The organism is Bacillus altaicus, from assembly GCF_042136375.2.
Classification (GTDB): Bacteria; Bacillota; Bacilli; order Bacillales; family Bacillaceae_G; genus Bacillus_A; species Bacillus_A cereus_U.
Genome location: NZ_CM143394.1, coordinates 1,260,933 through 1,284,421 on the forward strand (window position 1 = coordinate 1,260,933; position 23,489 = coordinate 1,284,421).

Consider the following 23,489-nt stretch of genomic DNA (forward strand, 5'->3'; position numbering starts at 1 on the left):
AGAATCTCTGCAATTGCATCTAGATGTATTGTAATATAAAATAGTTGAACAGGAGTTTAATTTATTATGGAGGTGCTATGTCTAGTATGAATACGAATGAAAGAATTGTACCCCTCCTACCATTAAGAGGCATTCTCGTATATCCAACGATGGTTCTGCATCTTGATGTAGGACGTGATAAATCGATACAAGCACTAGAGCAGGCGGCAATGGATGAAAATATCATCTTTTTAGCAATGCAAAAAGAAATGAATATCGACGATCCTAAAGAAGATGACATATATAGTGTAGGTACAGTGGCGAAAGTGAAGCAAATGTTAAAATTGCCGAACGGTACGCTTCGTGTCCTTGTAGAAGGTTTACATAGAGCAGAAGTAGTAGAGTTTATCGAAGAAGAAAATCTGGTACAAGTTTCTATTAGAACAGTAGCTGAAGAAGTAGAAGATGATTTAGAAGAGAAGGCTCTTATGCGTACGTTACTGGAGCATTTCGAACAATATATTAAAGTTTCGAAAAAAGTTTCAAATGAAACATTTGCAACGGTAGCTGATGTAGAAGAACCCGGAAGACTAGCTGATTTAATTGCTTCTCACTTACCGATTAAAACGAAGCAGAAACAAGAGATTTTAGAGATTGTATCTGTGAAAGAACGACTACATACACTTATTTCAATTATTCAAGATGAACAAGAGTTACTTAGCCTAGAAAAGAAAATTGGACAAAAAGTGAAACGTTCAATGGAGCGCACGCAAAAAGAATATTTCTTACGTGAGCAAATGAAGGCGATTCAAACTGAACTTGGTGATAAAGAAGGCAAGGGCGGGGAAGTTGAAGAACTTCGTGAGAAAATTGAACAGTCGGGAATGCCTGAAGAAACAATGCAGGCTGCACTGAAAGAATTAGATCGTTATGAAAAGTTACCTGTAAGTTCTGCTGAGAGTGGTGTCATTCGTAATTATATTGATTGGTTATTAGCTCTCCCATGGACAACAGCAACAGAGGATATGATTGACCTCGCTCATTCGGAAGAAATTTTAAATAAAGATCATTACGGTCTTGAAAAAGTGAAAGAGCGAGTACTTGAATATTTAGCTGTACAGAAGTTAACGAATTCATTAAAAGGACCAATTCTTTGTCTAGTAGGACCTCCTGGGGTTGGGAAAACATCGTTAGCACGTTCTATTGCAACATCGTTAAATCGTAACTTTGTACGTGTTTCTCTTGGTGGTGTGCGCGATGAATCTGAAATTCGTGGTCACCGTCGTACATATGTAGGAGCGATGCCAGGACGTATTATTCAAGGTATGAAAAAGGCAAAAACAGTTAATCCAGTCTTCTTATTAGATGAGATTGATAAAATGTCTAACGATTTCAGGGGAGACCCATCAGCGGCGTTACTTGAAGTGTTAGATCCAGAACAAAACCATAACTTCAGTGATCATTACATTGAAGAGCCATATGATTTATCGAAAGTTATGTTCGTTGCAACTGCTAATACACTTGCAAGTGTTCCTGGCCCATTGCTTGACCGTATGGAAATCATTTCGATTGCTGGTTATACAGAACTTGAAAAGGTGCACATTGCTCGTGAGCATTTATTGCCGAAACAATTAAAAGAGCACGGTTTGCGAAAAGGTAATTTGCAAGTGCGTGATGAAGCGCTTCTTGAAATTATTCGTTATTATACACGCGAGGCTGGTGTTCGTACGTTAGAGCGTCAAATTGCAAAAGTTTGCCGTAAAGCAGCAAAAATTATCGTTACAGCAGAACGCAAGCGCATTGTTGTAACAGAGAAAAATATTGTTGATTTACTTGGTAAGCATATATTCCGTTATGGTCAAGCTGAAAAAACAGACCAAGTTGGTATGGCAACAGGTCTAGCATACACAGCAGCGGGCGGCGATACACTGGCAATTGAAGTGTCTGTAGCGCCAGGAAAAGGGAAATTAATTTTAACAGGGAAACTTGGGGATGTTATGAAAGAATCCGCACAAGCCGCGTTTAGCTATATTCGTTCTCGTGCAGAAGAACTTCATATTGATCCGGATTTCCATGAGAAAAACGATATTCATATTCATGTTCCAGAAGGAGCAGTTCCAAAAGATGGACCGTCAGCAGGTATTACGATGGCAACGGCACTTATTTCTGCACTAACAGGTATTCCTGTAAGTAAAGAAGTTGGTATGACAGGTGAAATTACACTTCGTGGTCGTGTATTACCAATTGGTGGTTTGAAAGAAAAAACATTAAGTGCTCACCGCGCGGGATTAACAAAAATTATTTTACCGGCGGAAAATGAGAAAGATTTAGATGATATTCCAGAGAGCGTAAAAGAAAACCTTACGTTTGTGCTTGCATCTCATTTAGACGAAGTATTGGAGCACGCATTAGTAGGAGTGAAACAATGAAAGTAACAAAAGCAGATATTGTAATTAGTGCCGTTAAACCGGAACAATATCCAGACAGTGATTTACCAGAAATTGCCTTAGCAGGTCGTTCTAATGTCGGGAAGTCTTCCTTTATTAATAAAATTTTAAATCGTAAAAAGTTAGTACGTATTTCTTCTAAACCAGGAAAAACGCAAACGCTGAACTTTTTCTTAATCAATGAAATGATGCATTTTGTTGACGTTCCAGGTTATGGATATGCGAAAGTATCTAAAACAGAGCGCGCGGCATGGGGCAGAATGATTGAGACTTACTTTACAACACGTACGCAATTAGACGCAGCTGTATTAGTAGTTGATTTACGTCACCAACCAACAAAAGATGACATTATGATGTATGATTTCTTAAAGCATTATGAAATCCCAACAATTATTATTGCAACGAAAGCCGATAAAATTCCGAAAGGGAAATGGCAAAAGCATTTAAAAGTTGTAAAAGAAACGCTTGCTGTTGAAATTGGCGATGAAATCGTTCTATTCTCTTCTGAAACAGGACTTGGAAAAGAAGAAGCATGGAAAGCAATTCATAGAATGACAAAAACAAAAAACGCGTGACGAATGTCGCGCGTTTTTTTTATTTACTAAACTTTTAGCGTACGTTTAATGTAACTTCAATATTTCCTCTTGTTGCTTTAGAGTAAGGACATACACCGTGAGCGGCTTCTACAAGTTCTTGTGCTTCGGCATGAGAAACACCAGCAACATGTACGTCAAGTACAGCAGATAGTCCGAAACCACCATCTGTATCTTTACCGATAGAAACGTGTGCAGTCACTTCTGTACTTTCCACTTTCATACGTTTTGTACGAATTACAAGTTGCAATGCGCTATCAAAGCAAGCTGCATAACCAGCTGCAAATAATTGTTCTGGATTTGTTGCCTCTCCGCCTGCGCCACCTAGTGCTTTTGGCATTTTTACATCAAGATTTAATATGCCATCATCTGAAACTACCTTACCGTTTCTTCCACCTGTAGCTGTTACTGAAGCAGTATATAATTTATCCATGTTTATTCCCCTTTTCTATCATTAATTTTTTTCATTGTTTCAATTAATGTGTTTAATTGGATTAATAAAGAATGATATTCTTGCTCTGTAATTCCTAAATTTGTAGCCATCGTTGCCGGTAATGAACAAGCTATTTCTTTTAAATCTTTACCTTGTTCTGTTAATTCAATACAAACTTTTCGCTCGTCTTCTTTTGAACGAACACGTTGTACAAGTTTTAATGATTCCATCCGTTTTAACATAGGTTTTAAAGTACCAGAATCTAAAAATAGACGTTCTCCAATTTCTTTTACTGTTAGTCCGTCTAGTTCCCAGAGTACGAGTAAGGTAATGTACTGGGGATACGTAATGCCCATTTCTTCTAAATAGGGTCGGTAAAAACGAGTAACCTCTTTAGAACAAGCGTAAATAGAAAAACAAAGTTGGTTATCTAGATGTAAAGGATTTTCTTTCATAAGCAACTCCTTATATTTTTAAATTGTGCACAATTTAATTTTGTAAAATCAATATAACGAAAAAAAATACAATGTCAAATGCATTGCATTGCATTGCATTGAGAAAGTGAGTACTATATTTTGGAACAATCATACATATTTTCCTTCATGATGAAAGAAGATAGAAAAGATGATGTTATAATTAATATGGAATAGTTTCCATCACTTGATTATGAGGACTTTTTTTGGTAACGTACAAATAGAGTTATTATTTTATAATCATTATAAAGTAGAGAGTTCTTTATTAATCTTACTGAAGCTCCTTTATTACATATGGAGAAAAAATAATCAGTTGTTCACACGATTGTCAGATTCATAAGAGGAAAGTTGTATTATGATAGTAGATAAAGTGATAAAACGGGTGAAGGGGGACATGCTGCGTGCATATTCTTGTTGTTAGTGTAAATTATCGAACAGCCCCTGTAGAATTTCGTGAGAAACTCACATTTCAGGCAGCAGAGCTAGAGCAAGCAATGACTACATTACAAAACCAAAAGAGCGTACTAGAAAATGTCATTGTATCAACCTGTAATCGCACTGAGATTTACGCTGTTGTCGATCAATTACACACGGGACGGTATTACATTAAGAAGTTTTTAGCTGATTGGTTTCAGCTTGAAATAGAAGAAGTCGCACCATACTTGTCTATTTTTGAACAAGATGGCGCAATAGATCATTTATTCCGCGTAACGTGCGGTTTAGATTCTATGGTTGTTGGAGAGACGCAAATTTTAGGTCAAATAAAAGATAGCTTTTTAGAAGCGCAACAAGTAAAAGCGACAGGTACAATTTTTAATGAGTTGTTTAAGCAAGTGGTTACGTTAGCAAAACGTGCGCACTCAGAAACAACGATTGGTGAAAGTGCGATGTCTGTTAGTTATGCTGCTGTTGAGCTCGGAAAGAAAATATTTGGGGATTTAACAGATTGTCATGTACTTATTCTTGGTGCGGGTAAGATGGGTGAACTTGCACTGCAAAACTTATACGGAAGCGGTGCTCGTAAAGTAACAGTTATGAATAGGACGCTTACGAAAGCGGAAGTGATGGCTGAGAAATATATGGGACATGCAAAGCCTTTAAGTGAATTGCAATGTGCATTATTAGAAGCGGATATTTTAATTAGTTCAACGGGTGCATCAGAATATGTCATTACGAAAGAGATGATGACGAAAGTAGAGAGAATGCGCTCTGGTCGGCCGTTATTTATGGTTGATATTGCAGTACCACGTGATATTGATCCTGCGATTGATGAATTAGAAGGCTCTTTCTTATATGATATCGATGATCTGCAAGGTGTAGTTGAAGCAAACCGTGCTGAACGTTTAAAAGAAGCAGAGAAAATTCAATTTATGATTGAAGAGGAAATGGTTTTATTTAAAACGTGGTTAAGTACGCTTGGTGTTGTACCGTTAATATCGGCTCTTCGTGATAAAGCGCTAGCAATTCAAAGTGACACGATGGAAAGTCTTGAGCGAAAAATACCAAACCTTAGTGATCGTGAGAAAAAAGTAATTAGTAAACATACGAAAAGTATTATTAATCAATTGTTAAAAGACCCAATTTTAGTAGCAAAAGAATTAGCTGCTGAAGAGGGAGCTGGCGAAAAATTAGCTTTATTTGCGAAGATTTTTGATTTAGAAGTGGAAGAAGCGGGAAATACGGAAGAAGTAGAACATAAAAGAGCGTGGACACCATCCGTTCCATCTTTATAACTTGGAAGGATGATCGGATGAGTTTTTTAAATAACAGTATTATTTATCATATTGCAATTATTTTATATGCTTGTAGCATTAGTTTATATTTTATAGATTATTTTCAAAGTAACCGAAAGGCGAACCGATTTGCTTTTTGGTTACTTTCGATTGTATGGGTATTGCAGTCTATCTTTATGTTGCTTAGGGCTACAGATTCAGAAACGAACCCTATTTTAACTTTATTGTCAGGGATTTATTTTTATGTTTGGTTATTGATTACGATGTCATTAGTCATTAATCGATTTATGCGCATTGACTTTTTAGTCTTTTTTACAAATGTTGTAGCATTTGGCGTAAGCGCTTTTTCTATTTTTACACCGCTCGGAAAGATGTCGCCAGTACTTGCAGAGCAATTAGTTTCAGAACTTGTATACGTGCATGTCGGTATGGCGATTATTTCTTATGCAACGTTTACTGTATCGTTTATTTTTTCTATTATGTATTTATTGCAATATCGGCTATTAAAAAAGAAAAAATGGAATGCGAGATTAAGAAGGTTAGGGAATTTGCCGAAGCTTGAATCTATGTCTTACGGATTAAATTTATTTTCTGTTCCGTTTTTCTTATTAGCAATTATATTAGGATGCATATGGGGATATACAAAATTGGATAATTTCCATTGGTATGATACGAAAGTAATCGGGTCTTTTGTCGTTCTATTTGTATATTGCGTGGGCTTATATTTACGAGCGGCAGATGTGTTGCAGGGTAAGAAAATTGTGCTGTGGAATATCGGGGCATTTCTCGTAATGCTAGTTAACATTTTTTTATTAAGCAGTTTATCTAATTTCCACTTTTGGTATTTATAATGAGGAGAGAGAATTATGCGCAAAATTATTGTAGGTTCACGAAAGAGTAAACTAGCATTAACACAAACAAATTGGTTTATCGATCAATTAAAAGCGCTTGGTTTACCATATGAATTTGAAGTGAAAGAAATCGTCACAAAAGGTGATGTTATTTTAGATGTTACTCTTTCAAAAGTAGGCGGAAAAGGTTTATTTGTAAAGGAAATTGAACATGCGTTGCTTACGAAAGAAATTGATATGGCTGTACATAGTATGAAAGATATGCCAGCTGTACTTCCAGATGGATTAACGATTGGTTGTACGCCAAAGCGCGTTGACCCTCGTGATGCTTTTATTTCTAAAAACGGAGAATCGTTTAAAGACTTAGCAGAAGGCGCGATCTTAGGGACGAGTAGTTTGAGACGTAGTGCACAATTACTAGCTGCGAGACCAGATTTACAAGTGAAATGGATTCGTGGGAATATCGATACACGCTTACGTAAGTTAAAAGATGAAGATTACGATGCAATTATTTTAGCGACAGCTGGATTACAGAGAATGGGCTGGGACGGAGAAGTTATTACAGAACATTTAGACGAAACGTTATGTGTACCAGCCGTAGGACAAGGCGCATTAGCGATTGAATGTCGTGAGGATGATAAGGATTTACTTCAGTTGTTAGCACATATTAATGATGCAGTAACAGAAAGAACAGTGGCTACTGAACGAGTATTTCTTCATAAACTTGAAGGTGGATGCCAAGTTCCAATCGCTGGATATGCAACTCTTAAAGAAAATGATGCAATCGAATTAACGGCGCTGGTCGGTTCTATGGACGGTTCTGTTTTATTGAAAGAGATAGTAGTAGGCACTGATCCGAAGCAAGTTGGATTAGAGGCTGCGGACCGTTTAATTAAACAAGGAGCAAAAGAGCTCATCCTTGCTGCAAATAAGGAGCAACAATAAATATGGATGCTCTCGCTGGCAAAATAGTATTGATTACACGTGCCCAGCATCAAGCGAAACAAATGAGTGTAGCAGTGAAAGAAAGGAGCGGAATTCCATTGGAAATTCCGCTTTTGCGTATGGAAGGCACATCTCATAGGCAAATTCAACGTATAACAAGGCAACTACATTTGTATGACTGGGTTATTTTTACGAGTAAAAATGGTGTAGCTTTTTTTCTAGATGGTTTGAAAAAGAAAATACCATTAACTATTAAAATTGCTGCGGTAGGCGTGAAAACAAAATTAGAGTTAGAAAAAAGGGGCTATCAAGTGGACTTTGTTCCAACTTCATTTGTTGCAGAAGTATTTGCAGAAGAGTTTGTAAGAAAACTAAGTGGAAACGAGTGCATTCTATTTCCGAAAGGGAATTTAGCAAGAGATATAATCCCGGTTAAACTTAGGGAATTTGGTGTTTTTCTAGATGAGCTAATCGTATATGGTACGAAGGTGAATGTAGAGAAAAAACAAGAACTTATAACAGCATTGAAATTAGGGGAAGTAAATATTATTACATTTACGAGCCCTTCAACTGTTGATAGTTTTGTTCATTTACTTGAGGGTACAAACTGGAGAGAATGGACGAAAAAATGTACAATTGCTTGTATAGGGCCTATTACGGAAAAAGAGGCGCTCCTTTATTTTCCACATGTTATTGTGCCGAAAGAGTACACTGTAGAAGCATTACTACAATGCATTTGTGAATCTATAAAATAAAAGAATGGGGATAGAAATCTATGAATTCTTTACAATTTAATCGTCATCGTCGTCTAAGACAAAGCGGGGGCATGCGTGCACTTGTGCGTGAAACATTTTTACATACAGAAGATTTTATTTACCCTATTTTTGTATTAGAAGGAGAAAATACTCGTAATGAAGTTCCTTCTATGCCAGGCGTATATCAAATGTCTTTAGACTTATTGCAAGCTGAAATGCAAGAGGTCGTTGATTTAGGTATTCGTTCTGTTATTGTATTTGGTTTACCTGCTGAAAAGGACGAAGTTGGATCATCGGCATATTGTGAGCATGGAATTGTACAGCGTGCAATTAAGCAAATTAAAGATGAGTTCCCAGAGCTAGTAGTAGTTGCAGATACATGTTTATGTCAATTCACAAGCCATGGTCATTGCGGTGTTATAGAAGATGGCGTTATTTTAAATGATGAGTCTCTTGCAGTTCTTGCAAAAACAGCTGTAAGTCAAGCGAAAGCAGGCGCAGACATTATTGCACCATCAAATATGATGGACGGATTCGTAACAGCAATTCGCCATGCATTAGATGAAAATGGTTTCGCGCATGTACCAGTTATGTCGTACGCTGTGAAATATTCATCAGCATTTTACGGACCGTTCCGTGATGCAGCACATGGTGCACCGCAGTTCGGTGACCGTAAAACATATCAAATGGACCCAGCGAATCGTATGGAAGCATTCCGTGAAGCAGAATCAGATGTAATGGAAGGGGCAGACTTCTTAATTGTAAAGCCAGCTCTTTCTTATTTAGATATCGTTCGTGATGTGAAAAATAGCTTTAACTTACCAGTCGTTGCTTATAACGTAAGTGGTGAATATTCGATGATTAAAGCAGCAGCGCAAAATGGTTGGATTAATGAAAAAGAAGTTGTACTTGAGAAATTAATTAGCATGAAACGCGCAGGAGCAGACTTGATTATTACGTATCATGCAAAAGATGCAGCAAGATGGTTACAAGAAGGAGGCGCTAAATAATGAAAAAGTTCGATAAGTCGATTGCGGCGTTTGAAGAGGCACAAAATTTAATGCCTGGAGGCGTAAATAGCCCTGTTCGTGCCTTTAAGTCTGTTGGTATGAATCCGCTGTTTATGGAGCGCGGAAAAGGCTCTAAAGTATATGATATCGATGGGAATGAATACATCGATTACGTATTATCGTGGGGACCTTTAATTCATGGTCATGCGAACGACCGTGTTGTTGAGGCTTTAAAAGCTGTTGCTGAAAAAGGAACAAGCTTTGGTGCCCCAACAGAAATTGAAAATAAATTAGCGCAGCTTGTTATTGAGCGCGTGCCATCAATTGAGATTGTACGTATGGTTAACTCTGGAACAGAAGCGACAATGAGTGCACTACGTTTAGCTCGAGGTTATACAGGGCGTAACAAAATTTTGAAATTCATTGGTTGTTATCATGGTCATGGTGATTCTTTATTAATTAAAGCAGGTTCTGGTGTGGCGACGCTAGGTTTACCAGATAGCCCTGGTGTACCAGAAGGTGTAGCGAAAAATACGATTACAGTAGCGTACAACGATTTAGAAAGTGTAAAATATGCTTTCGAACAATTCGGTGATGACATTGCTTGTATAATTGTAGAACCAGTGGCAGGGAATATGGGTGTTGTTCCTCCACAACCAGGATTTTTAGAAGGACTTCGTGAAGTGACAGAGCAAAACGGTGCACTACTTATTTTTGATGAAGTAATGACTGGATTCCGTGTTGCTTATAATTGTGGACAAGGTTACTACGGCGTAACTCCTGACTTAACTTGTTTAGGTAAAGTAATCGGTGGTGGCTTGCCGGTAGGAGCATACGGTGGGAAGGCAGAGATTATGCGTCAAGTTGCACCAAGCGGACCGATTTACCAAGCCGGAACATTATCGGGTAATCCACTTGCAATGACAGCAGGCTATGAAACGTTAGTGCAGTTAACACCAGAATCATATGTGGAATTTGAGCGTAAAGCAGAAATGTTAGAGGCTGGACTACGTAAGGCAGCTGAAAAGCATAATATCCCGCATCACATTAATCGTGCAGGTTCTATGATTGGTATTTTCTTTACAGATGAGCAAGTTATTAATTATGATACAGCAAAATCTTCAAACTTAGAATTCTTTGCAGCTTACTATCGTGAAATGGTAGAACAAGGTGTATTTTTACCACCTTCTCAATTTGAAGGTTTATTCTTATCGACAGCACATAGTGATGCAGATATTGAGGCGACAATTGCGGCGGCCGAAATTGCAATGTCAAAATTAAAAGCATAATTTCTTAGAGAAAATCGCTTTCCATTAGGGGAGCGATTTTTTTTATTCATAAAGTAGCCTTAGGGAACATAAATCTGTAATGACCTATAGTTTGGGAGGGGGAAAAGAAGTGGCAACAGATCATTCATTACGATTTTCATTAAAAGAATCTGTTTGGTTCCAGAAGGGACAGGAAGTCGAAGAACTTTTGTCAATTTCGTTAGATCCAGACGTTGAGATAGAGGAGCTCGATCATGAAGTTATCGTGAGAGGGCAATTAGATTTAACGGGAGAGTACGTTGCAAGGCAAGATGATTCAGCTTATTCATTAAGAGAGCTATCACCAGCAAAGGCAATTGATTATGTAGAAACAAGGGCAGACGGGGTTAATGAGCTTGTCCATTCCTTTCCGCTCGAAATATCAATTCCAAGAAATCGAGTGAAAGTAATTGAAGAATTATATGTATCAATCGAGGAATTTGATTATGAATTAAAGGAAAATGGTTGCTTACAACTATTAGCGGATATATCTATTACAGGTTTATGTGACGAAGAAAGAACCGAGGATGAAGAGGAAGAGACGGCGTATGCCGAGTTGGAAGCTAATTCAGCTGAAGAAGATGAAAGTAGACCTGCGCCGCACGAAGAGGTACCAGCCTATAAAGAATCAGATGGATGGGAAGATTATGCATTTGAACCGTTTCAGTTAGAAGAAAGAAAAGAGCAAGAAATAGAAGAAGAGGAATTAGAAGAACAGGAACTTGTGGAGCGTGAAGAGGAGCAAGAAACGACGCCACAATTTGAATTGTTCGGGCGGAAAAATTTCAAGAAAGAAAAAGCAAAAAAGCAGGAAGAGCCAGAGGAAGAAGCATATTCACAGCGAGATGAAAATGCACTTTATTTAACGAAATTATTTACGAAAGAACCAGAAGAAGAATTTACGAAGTTAAGAATGTACTTCGTACAAGAAGGAGACACAATTGAATCGGTTGCAGAACGTTATGAAACGACTGTACAAAGCTTATATCGTGTAAATCAATCAGAAGATATATATTTAACTACAGGGCAAATTATATATATTCCTGTTTCAAAAGCAACAGCGAAATAAGTGAGTGAGTTTTTTCACTCACCTCTTTTCTTTTCCTAGAAGCTATGTTTTGAATAAGAAAGGGTTATTCGTATGGATATTGAATTACGAAATCGCTATGAACCCATTGTGAGGCAATATAGATTGGACACTCAGCATATGGAAGAGCACGGAAGTGTAATGAAAATTTATACGAATCAAGGTCCGTATGCGTTAAAGAAAATACAAGATAGAAAGTTAGAGCGGAATAATTTTTTGCACCATATTCAATATTTGAAGGAGAAAGGTTTTTCGAATTATGTACCTATCTATCATGCGACGGACGGGAATTATGTTTTAAGTGATGGGACGTATAGCTATTATTTAATGCCTTGGTTAGAACGTGCGGAAGGAAACGGAGAAGATAATGATCAATACCATAAGATGTTTCAAACTCTCGGGACGTTGCATCAAAAAACGGTGAAAGAGGAAACTTATACAGAAGAAGATTTAGAAAAACATTATACAAATATATCCGAACGTTGGGAAAATGATGGTGAGATATTAGAAGAGTTTCTTGTAGAATCTGAAGCGAAGTGGTATATGTCGCCATTTGAATTACAATATTGTACGTATTATCACCATGTTATGAGAGCACGTGAGTTCGCAACGAAACAATTAAGTGAATGGCATGATGCAATGAAAGAAAAGGAAACGACACGTACTACTTTCGTTCATGGAAATGTATCGCTTAATCACTTTTTATTTGATTATGAACGAAACGGTTATTTTATTAGTTTAGAAAAGTCTCAGTTTGCTACACCGGTACAGGATATCGTCAGCTTTTATTCAAGGTCTTTAAACACATATCCAATTGCGCGGAGTGACCGCTTTGAATGGTATCAAATGTATCAAAAAAATTTTCCATTTACGAAAGAGGAGCAGATTCTTATGTTTGCGTATATGACGTACCCGTCGCATTTTATTCGGCAAATTCAGTCGTATACGAAAAGAAGAAAGAGTCGTAATGAAGAAAATGAGCTTCGCGGGGTGAAAAGCCTGCAGCAATCGCATTGGCTCATTAGCAATACAGAATATTTCCTTTCGCAATTACAAGCTGCCCAGCAAGGGAACGGATAAAGTGAAACTTTAATCAGTGGGGGGTTTGTTCATCCCCCACTGATTATTAGCCTTCACCAATCGGGCGCTTACGGACAGCGGGGCTTCCACCTAACTTCTTTGCTCAAGCCGAATTTTGAGGTGGGGGTCTTACTGTCCGGCAAATAGCGGGATAAAAAAGATAAGTAGGGAGAACCCTAAAATGTACCCTATAGAATAGACACTGAAAAAAAGTCTATTCTATAGGGTATTTCTTGTATAATGAGAGAAAATTGGGATCGGAGAAAGTTCAAAATGACAAAAAAGCTATTTACAGAAAGAGACATTCAAATTCTATCAAATAACCCCTACATAAAATCTGTAAGTCAGAAAGGTATCACTTATACAGATGAATTTAAGCGTATTTTTATTGAGGAAAATGAGAAAGGAAAACTACCTCGAAATATTTTTGAAGAATGTGGTTTTGATATAGATATGATTGGAATGAAACGAATTATGTCATCAGGAAGTAGGTGGCGTGCTGCTTACAGAAAAAATGGTGTATTTGGTTTGCGAGATACACGCACCCAAAACGCGGGAAGAACTCTTGAGAGAGAGCTTACGTTAGAAGAGAAGTATGCTCGTTTAGAAGCCGAACGGAACTTACTAAAGGCAGAAAATGAATTGTTAAAAAAGATCAAACTTATGGAAGGGAGGATGAGAAGGAAATAACGTTATCACCTAGTCAGAAATATATCCTGATTCGTTCTGTCATCATAAAATATAACTTAAGAAATATGGTGAGTTATTTGTGTAAAGTAGCTGGTGTATCCCGTTCGGATACTATAATTATTTTTCCATTTCATCTCAAGAACAACGGAAACAAAAGAACAATCAAGATGAAATCGTGAAAAAAATCATATTAAAAGCACTTCGATTTAGAAATCGAAAGAAAGGGGCTCGTCAAATAAAAATGACATTGGTGGGTCATTTTCAAGTTGTCTACAATTTAAAGCGTATCCGTAGAATCATGAAAAAATATGAGATTATCTGTCCGATTCGGAAAGCAAATCCTTATAAAAGAATGCTGAAAGCTTCAAAAGAACATCGAGTAGTGCCGAATCAATTAAATCGAGAATTTAAACAAAACACCCCAGGAAAAACGCTTCTTACAGATATCACTTATTTAGTTTACGGTAAGAATAAAAGAGCTTATTTATCTACAATTTTAGATGGCTCAACCAATGAAATTTTAGCTTACCATGTTTCAGAACAGATGACATTAGACCTCGTAACAACAACTCTTCATAAACTAAAACGGAATAAGAGGATTCGATTGACTGAAGGTGCATATATTCATTCAGATCAAGGAGCCCACTACACAAGCCCTACCTACCAAAAATTAGTCAAAAAGCTAAAGCTCGGACAATCTATGTCAAGAAGAGGGAACTGTTGGGATAACGCTCCACAAGAATCATTTTTTGGTCATCTGAAAGATGAAGCACATATAAAACCTTGCGAGTCTTTTACTGAGTTGAAACAAGAGATTAAGAAATATATGACGTACTATAATCACTATAGATATCAATGGAATTTAAAAAAGATGACTCCTGTTGGATACAGAAATCATCTTCTTGATGTTGCCTAACTTTTTTAAAAATGTCCTTTACAAAGGGTACAGATTACCCTGCTTATCTTTTTTTATTAGTTCCATAAAGAGATAAAAGCCGTAGTTTCAAATTTATCTTGACGAATAAGGTTTCGTTTTTTACACTATTGTATATAATAATTAACAATCACATAAATGCATTGAAGGGGAAGAGTATAACATGAAACGTCTTCAGAGAGGGGAACCATTGGCTGGGAGGTTCTCTAGATAGTTATGTTAGAAGGTAGCCCTGGAGCATCTTTTCTGAACGGAATGATTCTTATTAGGAAAAGACGGATTTGTCCGTTATCAAATTAAGAGTATAAGCAAATTCTGAATTTGTTTGTAAATAAAGGTGGTACCGCGATGTCCCTCGTCCTTTTTTGGATGAGGGGCATTTTTTATTTTAAGGAGGGAAAATAATGTCAAACACGGAAAAAAATTTACCAACTAAATATGATCATATGTCCGTTGAAGAAGGCCTTTACAAGTGGTGGCTTGAAGGCAAATATTTCGAAGCAACAGGAGATGAGAAGAAACAACCATATACAATTGTAATTCCACCTCCGAACGTAACTGGTAAGTTACACTTAGGTCATGCTTGGGATACGACACTTCAAGATATTTTAACTCGTACAAAGCGTATGCAAGGTTATGATGTATTATGGCTTCCAGGAATGGACCATGCTGGTATCGCAACGCAAGCGAAAGTAGAAGGGAAACTTCGTGAAGAAGGTATTTCACGTTACGATCTTGGCCGTGAGAAATTCCTTGAAAAAGCTTGGGAATGGAAAGAAGAATACGCTTCTCACATTCGTCAACAATGGGGGAAAGTTGGTTTAGGACTAGACTATTCTCGTGAACGCTTCACATTAGACGAAGGCTTATCTAACGCTGTTAATAAAGTATTCGTTCAATTATATGAAAAAGGCTTAATTTACCGCGGTGAGTATATCATCAACTGGGATCCAGCAACACGCACAGCTCTTTCTGATATTGAAGTAATTCATAAAGAAGTTCAAGGTGCATTCTACCATATGAACTATCCGTTAACAGACGGTTCTGGGCACATTCGCCTTGCAACTACTCGTCCAGAAACAATGCTTGGTGATACAGCAGTAGCAGTTCATCCAGAAGATGATCGTTACAAACATTTAATCGGAAAAACAGTTACACTTCCAATCGTAGGCCGTGAGATTCCGATTATTGCTGATGAATACGTAGAAAAAGACTTCGGAACAGGCGTTGTAAAAATCACACCAGCTCATGACCCGAATGACTTTGAAGTAGGTAACCGTCATGACTTACCACGTATTTTAGTAATGAACGAAGATGGAACGATGAACGAAAAAGCTGGTAAGTACAACGGTATGGATCGTTTCGAATGCCGTAAAGAGTTAGTGAAAGACTTACAAGAAGCTGGCGTATTAGTAGAAATTGAGCCTCATATGCACTCAGTAGGTCATAGTGAGCGTAGCGGTGCAATTGTTGAGCCTTACTTATCAACACAATGGTTCGTAAAAATGGCTCCACTTGCAGAAAAAGCGGTTGAACTTCAACAAAAAGAAGAAGAAAAAGTAACGTTCGTACCAGAGCGTTTTGAAAACACATACTTACGCTGGATGGAAAACATTCATGACTGGTGTATTTCTCGTCAATTATGGTGGGGACACCGTATTCCAGCTTGGTATCATAGAGAAACTGGTGAAGTATACGTAGGCACGGAAGCGCCAGCGGATATTGAAAACTGGAATCAAGATAACGACGTACTTGATACATGGTTTAGTTCAGCACTATGGCCATTCTCAACACTTGGCTGGCCGAATGAAGATGCAGCAGACTTTAAAAAGTTCTATTCAACAGATGCTTTAGTAACTGGTTATGACATTATCTTCTTCTGGGTATCTCGTATGATTTTCCAAGGTTTAGAGTTTACAGGAGAGCGTCCATTTAAAGATGTATTAATTCACGGTTTAGTTCGTGATGAGCAAGGACGTAAAATGAGTAAATCTCTTGGTAACGGTATCGACCCAATGGATGTTATCGAGAAGTACGGTGCAGATGCAATGCGTTACTTCTTATCAACAGGAAGTGCACCAGGTCAAGATTTACGTTTCAGCATGGAAAAAGTAGAATCTACTTGGAACTTCATTAATAAAATTTGGAACGCATCACGTTTCGTATTAATGAACATGGATGACATGAAGTATGAAGAAATCGATTTAACTGGTGAAAAATCAGTTGCAGATAAGTGGATTTTAACTCGCTTAAACGAAACAATCGAAAGTGTAACACGTAACATGGATAAATATGAGTTCGGTGAAGCTGGTCGTTCATTATACAACTTCATTTGGGATGATTTCTGTGACTGGTACATTGAAATGGCAAAACTTCCACTATACGGTGAAGATGAAGCAGCTAAGAAAACAACTCGTTCTATTTTAGCTTACGTATTAGACCAAACAATGCGTCTATTACATCCATTCATGCCATTTGTAACAGAGAAAATTTGGCAGCATTTACCGCATGAAGGCGAGTCTATTACAGTAGCAGCATGGCCAACAGTTCGCGAAGATTTACAAGATAAAGAAGCGGCAGCAGAAATGCACCTTCTAGTTGATATCATTCGCTCTGTTCGTAACATCCGTGCGGAAGTAAATACGCCAATGAGCAAAAAAGTTCAAATGCAAATTAAAGCAAAAGACGAGGCAGTACTAGAGCAGCTTACGAAAAACAGCTCTTACATTGAGCGTTTCTGTAACCCAAGTGAACTAACAATTAAGATTGATTTACAAGCACCAGAAAAAGCGATGACTGCAATCGTATCAGGTGCAGAGTTATTCTTACCGTTAGCCGATCTTATCAATCTTGATGAAGAGAAAGCGCGTCTTGAAAAAGAACTTGAGAAGTTCGGTAAAGAAGTAGAACGTGTACAGAAGAAACTTTCAAACCAAGGATTCGTAGCGAAAGCTCCTGCAGAAGTTATTGACGGAGAGCGTGCGAAAGAGCAAGATTACCTAGAAAAACGCGAAGCGGTTCGTCAACGTCTAGCTGATCTTGAAAAATAAAAATGTTTTTCAGAGACTCACTATATTGGTGAGTCTCTTTTCTTTGCGTATAATAGAATTAAGAAGTTTGTCTTTTGAAAGGGGAATAGCAAACGTGATACATACATACGAAGAAGCGATAAACTGGATTCATAGCCGATTGAAATTTGGGATAAAACCAGGACTAGAAAGAATGCAATGGATGTTAGAAGAACTCGGAAATCCAGAGCGTCATATAAAATGTGTTCATCTTGCCGGCACAAATGGAAAAGGTTCAACTTTAACATATATGCGCTACATGTTAGAAGGCGCGAAATATAAAGTAGGAACGTTTACATCGCCTTACATAGAAACATTCAATGAACGTATTAGTGTAAACGGAATACCGATTGCAGATGAAGAGATTGCGGAACTTGTAAATATGGTAAAGCCAGTCATTGAAAAATTAGATGAGACGGAATTAGGAGAAGCGACTGAGTTTGAAATCATTACAGTAATGGCAATTTGTTATTTCGGTAAAGTTAATTTCTGTGATGTTGTTTTATTTGAAACGGGGCTTGGGGGAAGATTTGATTCTACAAATGTTATTCATCCGGTTCTCACGATTATTACGAATATTGGTCACGATCATATGCATATTTTAGGCAATACACTAGGAGAAATTGCATATGAAAAGGCAGGAATTATTAAGTCTGGTGTTCCAGTTATTACTGGTGTGAAAAATGAAGAAGCATTACAAGTAATTCAAAAGGTTGCTAAGGAAAATCATGCAAGCTTATATGAATTTGGAAAACAGTTTACAACACTACATAAACATTCTAATGAAGATGGAGAACATTTTGATTTTGCTTGTCCATTTGCCTCGTTTGAAAATGTTCGGATTTCAATGAAAGGTATTCATCAAGCAGGCAATGCAGCGCTAGCGCTTATGGCAGTCATGTATTTAAAAACATATTTATCATTTTTAATTAATGAAGAGGAAATGAAAGCTGGCTTACAAGAAGCCTACTGGATTGGTCGATTTGAAAAGTTACAAAGTAATCCAGATATTATAATAGATGGTGCTCATAATCCAGAAGGTATTGAAAGTCTTGTAAAAACAGTAGAGGCACATTATAAAAAGAAGAATGTAATAGTTTTATTTACTGCTCTTGGTGACAAACAGTTACATAACATGGTAGGGCAATTAGAAAAAGTTGCTGATGAAATAATATTTACGACGTTTGCCTTTGATCGTGCCATTTCTGCTGACAAGCTTGCATCGTATTCACAACCAGAGTCAAAATTAGTTTTTGAAGATTGGAAAGAGGCAATTGATACAAAAGTTGGTATGATTGGAGAAAATGATGTCTTTATCATAACAGGTTCTCTTTATTTCATTTCTGAAGTTCGAAAATATATTCGCGAGAAAAACTAGATAGTCTTTGCTATCTAGTTTTTTGTTCTACAAATGAAGTCAAATGCATACATATAAGATAAATATATAGGGTTATTTGGCGAATTTCTCTGACAAATATCTCGTTTTTTTGCGAAGTGAATATGATATGATGCGGACAACGATAAGAGGTGAGGTGTGAGTGTATGGACAAGCAATCACGAACGATCTCAGTGAAAGTAAATGGAACAGAAGCGAAGTATGAGGAAAAAAAGAAGGATGAGTTTGACTGGATGGTAGTAGAAAGTGAAAGACTAAAAAACGTTGTTCCGTTTCAAAAAGCGAAATTAGTGTCTAAGGAAAAAAAACGAAAGAAGTGGAGTAATACAATAATTGCAATCGTTGCAACTGCAATTGTTATTGGTACGGCGTTTGGAATGGGAATGCTGCATTTACTTAATGGACAAGGAACGACAGGGGGAAGCGAAGTAACAGCTTCGAAGCAGACGGGGAATGAAGAATCAAAGGTGGGTGGAACGGCAGAGCAAACACCGGCACCAAAAGAGGAAAAACAAAAAGCGCAGGTAGGAACGTCATTAGACCCGATGAAATTATTTTTTGTTCAAGGAGGGATTTATTCTTCCGAAGAAAAGGGACAGGCCGCTCTTGAAGAGTGGAAAGGCAATGGAGGCGTGGCTGCTTTGAAACCGAGTGGTGATAAGTATGCGTTAGTTGTTGGTATTACGAGCGATGAACAGGCTGTTAATCAATTAATAGATCAGTATAAGCAAGATGGTGTTTCAGTTTTGAAAAAAAATTGGGATATTACAGATAAAGCATTGCTCAAAAATGATAAAGAAGTAGGAATGTTTTTAGCGAAAGTGCAGCCATTATATACTCATTTAACAAAATATGTGTCCAGCGTACAAACTAGTGGAAAAAGTAATCCAAAAGATATAGAGGCGATTGAAAAAGAGTGGAAAGCTATTGAAAAGGAAGCGAAGAGTATGAAGCGTGAAGATGCGAAGAAGCTTTATACGTATACGTCAATAGCGGTGCAAACGATTAAGGAAGGGAAGGGCGATAAGGAATCTGTAGCTAAATTAAATCAAGTTATTATTGATGGATTACTTTCGTACGAAAAAATGGTTTCACAAAAAGTAAAATAATAAGATAATAAGATGAAGGAGAAAGAAGTACATATACTTCTTTCTTTTGAATTTAGAGCAAAGTGCTTTCTGTATGGGCAGAATATAATCGTATTTAAAAAGAACTATTATTTTGTTTAGAGAAAATGATATTTCTAGAATTTGTGGGGAAACTATTCCTTTGATACGATTGATTTGAATTATTCTGCTTCATGCGAGAAGGGAAGGAGAAAATATGAGGAAAATTATTTTAGCTTCAGGATCACCTAGGAGGAAGGAACTGCTTGAATTAGCTGATGTGCCATTTGAAATCGTTGTTAGTGAAGTAGAAGAGACGATTGGTGCATATTTATCACCTTCTGATATTGTTATGTCGCTTGCTTTGCAAAAAGCATCTGCTGTGGCAGAAAATCATAGTGATCACGTTGTATTAGGTGCAGATACAATTGTTACATATGATTCACGTATTCTTGGAAAGCCGTCTAATGAGGCTGAGGCGAAAGAAATGTTACGATTATTATCGGGGAAAACACACGAAGTATACACAGGTGTTGCAATTATATTGAAAGAAAAAACGGTAACTTTTTATGAACGTACAGAAGTAACATTTTGGGAATTAACAGAAGAGGAAATAGACGTATACGTTGCATCGAAGGAACCACTTGATAAAGCAGGAAGCTATGGAATTCAAGGTAAAGGGTCTATTTTTGTTCAACATATTCAAGGGGACTACTACAGTGTAGTTGGCTTGCCAATTGCGCGTCTTGTCCGTGAATTAAAACAGTTTGATAGCGATGTAACCCATGCGTAAAATTGCATGGGGTTTTCTTTAGGAGAAATCGTAAAAAAAGGGGTGGAGAGATGAACGGTATTCGTGATGTTGTGAGAGAAGAACAGCCACGGGAGCGTTTATTGTTAGAAGGAGCAGGAAGTTTATCGAATCGAGAACTTCTTGCAGTTTTACTCAGAACGGGTTCTAAAGAAGAAACGGTGTTAACGTTATCAGATAATATTCTACATCATTTTGACGGCTTACGAATGTTAAAGGATGCAACGTTAGAAGAGATGATGAGCATTCATGGTGTTGGGATTGCAAAGGCGTCGCAGCTTATGGCTGCTTTTGAATTAGGTAGAAGAATGGTACGTTTAGAATATCAAAATAGATATAGTATTCGAAGTCCAGAAGATTGTGCGAGTTATATGATGGAAGAGATGCGTTTTTTGCAACAGGAGCATTTTGTTTGTTTATATTTGAATACGAAAAATCAAGTTATACATAGGCAAACTATTTTTATTGGAAGTTTAAATACGTCGATTGTGCACCCAAGGGAAGTTTTTAAAGAAGCGTTCCGTCGGGCAGCAGCCTCTATTATATGTCTTCATAACCATCCCTCAGGAGATCCGGCGCCGAGCCGTGAAGATATTGAAGTTACAAAACGACTAGTAGAATGTGGTCGGATTATTGGAATTGAAGTGCTTGATCATATCATAATAGGTGACCATAAATTCGTGAGTTTAAAGGAAAAAGGTCATATTTAAGACTATTCTTTTTACCTATTTTGTTTTATAATGTGATTTATGAGTTTTTTGTAGAAAATTATCTACAAGAAGGATACAGATATAAAAAAACGTACTGTTTTTATAAATATAAAGTAAGAAAAATGAGTCCGTGAAAATAAGAAGGGAAGATAAATGATATGTTTGGATTTGGTGGATTTACTCGCGATCTTGGAATTGACTTAGGAACAGCGAACACGCTTGTATATGTGAAAGGAAAAGGTGTAGTTTTACGTGAACCTTCAGTAGTAGCATTACAAACTGATACGAAACAAATCGTTGCGGTAGGTAGCGATGCAAAACAAATGATTGGTCGTACACCAGGAAACGTAGTGGCACTTCGCCCTATGAAGGATGGTGTAATTGCTGATTATGAAACAACAGCAATAATGATGAAATACTACATTCAACAAGCTCAAAAATCAAATGGATTCTTCTCACGTAAACCATACGTAATGGTATGTGTACCATCTGGTATTACAGCTGTAGAAAGACGTGCGGTAATCGATGCGACTCGTCAAGCTGGTGCTCGTGATGCTTATCCAATCGAAGAGCCATTTGCGGCAGCAATTGGTGCAAACTTACCTGTTTGGGAGCCGACTGGTAGTATGGTTGTTGATATCGGTGGTGGTACAACAGAAGTTGCAATTATTTCTTTAGGTGGTATTGTAACAAGTCAATCAGTTCGTGTTGCTGGTGATGATATGGACGATTCAATCATTCAGTACATTAAGAAGAGCTATAACTTAATGATCGGTGAAAGAACAGCAGAAGCACTAAAATTAGAAATCGGTTCTGCAGGCGAGCCAGAAGGTATCGAGCCTATGGAAATTCGCGGTCGTGATTTAGTAAGTGGTTTACCAAAAACAGTACTAATTCAACCAGAAGAAATTGCAGATGCATTAAAAGATACAGTAGATGCAATTGTAGAATCAGTTAAAAATACGTTAGAAAAAACTCCACCTGAATTAGCAGCGGATATTATGGACCGTGGTATCGTATTAACAGGTGGTGGGGCATTACTACGTAACTTAGATAAAGTGATTAGTGAAGAAACAAATATGCCAGTTCTTGTTGCAGAGGATCCATTAGATTGCGTAGCAATTGGAACGGGTAAAGCATTAGACAATATCGACCTTTTCAAAACTGCTGCTCGATAATATTGCAAAATAAAAATCAATGAAATTAAGAGGGTGTGAACGTGCCACAGTTTTTCTTAAACAAAAGATTAATTGTTTTGTTAGTTAGTATTATTCTTCTCGTGGCATTGATTGGAATCTCATTGAAAGAACGGAACAGTTTATCATGGCCAGAGCAGTTTATAAAAGATACTGTCGGTGTTGTAGAACGTGTATTCCAAAAGCCAGCGAATTATGTTGCCGGATTCTTCGAGAACGTAGAAGATGTAAAGCGCACGTATGAAGAGAATAAAGAATTAAAAGCAAAGTTAGATAACTATGCAAAGTTATCAAGTGACGTAAAGCAATTAGAAGATGATAAAAAGAAATTACAAGAGTTAACTGGTAAAAAAGAGTTGAATAGCGATTATACTGAAATTCCAGCTACTGTTGTTTCTCGTAATCCAGATAAATGGTACGATTTAATTGGAATTGATAAAGGGGCACAGCAAGGAATTAAAAAAGATATGGCTGTAATCACTTCACAAGGTTTAGTTGGACGAGTGAAAAGTGTATCGCAGTTTACATCATCAGTAGAGTTGTTAAGTTCTATGAGCCGAACAAACCGTGTTTCTGCTATTGTACAAGGTCAAGAAAAAATCTTTGGATTGATTGAAGGTTATGATAAAGAAAAACAATTACTTCTTTTCACAAAGATTGGCTCTGATGCACCAGTAGCAAAAGATCAATTAGTTGTAACGTCTGGGCTTGGGGATATTTTCCCGAAAGGGCTTGTGATCGGAACAATCGTTGATGTTCAGCCAGATCCATACGGTTTAACAAAAACAGCTTATGTAAAACCTGCTGCTGATTTAAATGACGTAGAGCATATTACGGTTGCCAAACGCGCTACGCCTACAGCGCCGTTAGAATAGGAGGGGAAGA

Annotated in this window: 19 protein-coding genes, 1 pseudogene and 1 other annotated feature; of the genes and pseudogenes, 18 read left to right on the forward strand and 2 right to left on the reverse strand. The window is 37.4% G+C overall.

Features of this window, described 5'->3' with window-relative positions; genetic code table 11:
* Positions 1–77 precede the first annotated feature (77 nt).
* Entirely contained in the window at positions 78–2,408 is a 2,331-nt protein-coding gene (gene lon / locus ACE38F_RS06630; protein ID WP_215554312.1) for an endopeptidase La, read from the forward strand.
* On the forward strand, positions 2,405–3,001 hold the full coding sequence (gene yihA, locus ACE38F_RS06635) for a ribosome biogenesis GTP-binding protein YihA/YsxC (protein WP_215554311.1): 597 nt from the start codon (positions 2,405–2,407) through the stop codon (positions 2,999–3,001). Before lon ends, yihA begins: the two co-directional genes overlap by 4 nt.
* Positions 3,002–3,035: 34 nt before the next feature.
* Here yihA and ACE38F_RS06640 read toward each other — a convergent pair whose 3' ends face one another.
* A complete protein-coding gene (locus tag ACE38F_RS06640) occupies positions 3,036–3,452 on the reverse strand; it encodes an organic hydroperoxide resistance protein (RefSeq protein ID WP_002015349.1) in 417 nt (138 codons plus the stop codon).
* Positions 3,453–3,454: 2 nt separating this feature from the next.
* Positions 3,455–3,907: a MarR family winged helix-turn-helix transcriptional regulator gene (locus ACE38F_RS06645; RefSeq protein ID WP_375369937.1), complete on the reverse strand. Its 453-nt coding sequence runs from the start codon at positions 3,905–3,907 to the stop codon at positions 3,455–3,457.
* 419 nt (positions 3,908–4,326) lie between these two features.
* Here ACE38F_RS06645 and hemA point away from each other — a divergent pair, with 419 nt between their 5' ends.
* From hemA to mreC, 16 genes and pseudogenes are all read left to right on the forward strand, one after another.
* Complete coding sequence (gene hemA / locus ACE38F_RS06650; protein WP_002112063.1) at positions 4,327–5,658, forward strand: glutamyl-tRNA reductase; 1,332 nt, start codon at positions 4,327–4,329, stop codon at positions 5,656–5,658.
* Between the two features lie 17 nt (positions 5,659–5,675).
* Positions 5,676–6,509 carry a cytochrome c biogenesis protein gene (locus tag ACE38F_RS06655; RefSeq protein ID WP_215554308.1) on the forward strand — a complete coding sequence of 278 codons (834 nt, stop codon included), beginning with the start codon at positions 5,676–5,678 and terminating at the stop codon, positions 6,507–6,509.
* A gap of 15 nt (positions 6,510–6,524) precedes the next feature.
* Positions 6,525–7,454, forward strand: a complete 930-nt coding sequence (hemC, locus tag ACE38F_RS06660) for a hydroxymethylbilane synthase (RefSeq protein WP_215554307.1) — start codon at positions 6,525–6,527, stop codon at positions 7,452–7,454.
* A 2-nt stretch (positions 7,455–7,456) separates the two neighbouring features.
* Positions 7,457–8,209: a uroporphyrinogen-III synthase gene (gene hemD, locus ACE38F_RS06665; protein WP_375369936.1), complete on the forward strand. Its 753-nt coding sequence runs from the start codon at positions 7,457–7,459 to the stop codon at positions 8,207–8,209.
* A 20-nt stretch (positions 8,210–8,229) separates the two neighbouring features.
* Positions 8,230–9,219, forward strand: a complete 990-nt coding sequence (gene hemB, locus ACE38F_RS06670) for a porphobilinogen synthase (RefSeq protein ID WP_002112058.1) — start codon at positions 8,230–8,232, stop codon at positions 9,217–9,219.
* Positions 9,219–10,508, forward strand: a complete 1,290-nt coding sequence (gene hemL, locus ACE38F_RS06675) for a glutamate-1-semialdehyde 2,1-aminomutase (RefSeq protein ID WP_002112056.1) — start codon at positions 9,219–9,221, stop codon at positions 10,506–10,508. The genes hemB and hemL overlap by 1 nt, the downstream gene beginning before the upstream one ends.
* 79 nt (positions 10,509–10,587) lie before the next feature.
* The gene (gene spoVID / locus ACE38F_RS06680; protein WP_375369935.1) at positions 10,588–11,595 is read left to right on the forward strand and encodes a stage VI sporulation protein D; all 1,008 of its coding nucleotides are present in this window, start codon (positions 10,588–10,590) and stop codon (positions 11,593–11,595) included.
* 72 nt (positions 11,596–11,667) lie between these two features.
* Positions 11,668–12,693: a spore coat protein YsxE gene (ysxE, locus tag ACE38F_RS06685; protein ID WP_002112053.1), complete on the forward strand. Its 1,026-nt coding sequence runs from the start codon at positions 11,668–11,670 to the stop codon at positions 12,691–12,693.
* Positions 12,694–12,966: 273 nt separating this feature from the next.
* Positions 12,967–14,299 (forward strand): annotated as a pseudogene (locus ACE38F_RS06690) (IS3 family transposase).
* A 152-nt stretch (positions 14,300–14,451) separates the two neighbouring features.
* Positions 14,452–14,683, forward strand: a binding site (T-box leader).
* Positions 14,684–14,721: 38 nt separating this feature from the next.
* A complete protein-coding gene (locus ACE38F_RS06695) occupies positions 14,722–17,367 on the forward strand; it encodes a valine--tRNA ligase (RefSeq protein ID WP_375369625.1) in 2,646 nt (881 codons plus the stop codon).
* 94 nt (positions 17,368–17,461) lie between these two features.
* Positions 17,462–18,763: a bifunctional folylpolyglutamate synthase/dihydrofolate synthase gene (locus ACE38F_RS06700; protein WP_375369624.1), complete on the forward strand. Its 1,302-nt coding sequence runs from the start codon at positions 17,462–17,464 to the stop codon at positions 18,761–18,763.
* Between the two features lie 164 nt (positions 18,764–18,927).
* Positions 18,928–19,890: a stage II sporulation protein B gene (locus ACE38F_RS06705; RefSeq protein ID WP_341305708.1), complete on the forward strand. Its 963-nt coding sequence runs from the start codon at positions 18,928–18,930 to the stop codon at positions 19,888–19,890.
* Positions 19,891–20,104: 214 nt separating this feature from the next.
* Positions 20,105–20,680: a Maf family protein gene (locus ACE38F_RS06710; protein ID WP_002112047.1), complete on the forward strand. Its 576-nt coding sequence runs from the start codon at positions 20,105–20,107 to the stop codon at positions 20,678–20,680.
* A gap of 50 nt (positions 20,681–20,730) precedes the next feature.
* Positions 20,731–21,408: a DNA repair protein RadC gene (gene radC / locus ACE38F_RS06715; protein WP_002015368.1), complete on the forward strand. Its 678-nt coding sequence runs from the start codon at positions 20,731–20,733 to the stop codon at positions 21,406–21,408.
* 158 nt (positions 21,409–21,566) lie between these two features.
* Positions 21,567–22,586 carry a cell shape-determining protein MreB gene (mreB, locus tag ACE38F_RS06720; protein WP_002015369.1) on the forward strand — a complete coding sequence of 340 codons (1,020 nt, stop codon included), beginning with the start codon at positions 21,567–21,569 and terminating at the stop codon, positions 22,584–22,586.
* Between the two features lie 41 nt (positions 22,587–22,627).
* A complete protein-coding gene (mreC, locus tag ACE38F_RS06725; protein WP_070144995.1) occupies positions 22,628–23,479 on the forward strand; it encodes a rod shape-determining protein MreC in 852 nt (283 codons plus the stop codon).
* Positions 23,480–23,489: the final 10 nt, after the last annotated feature.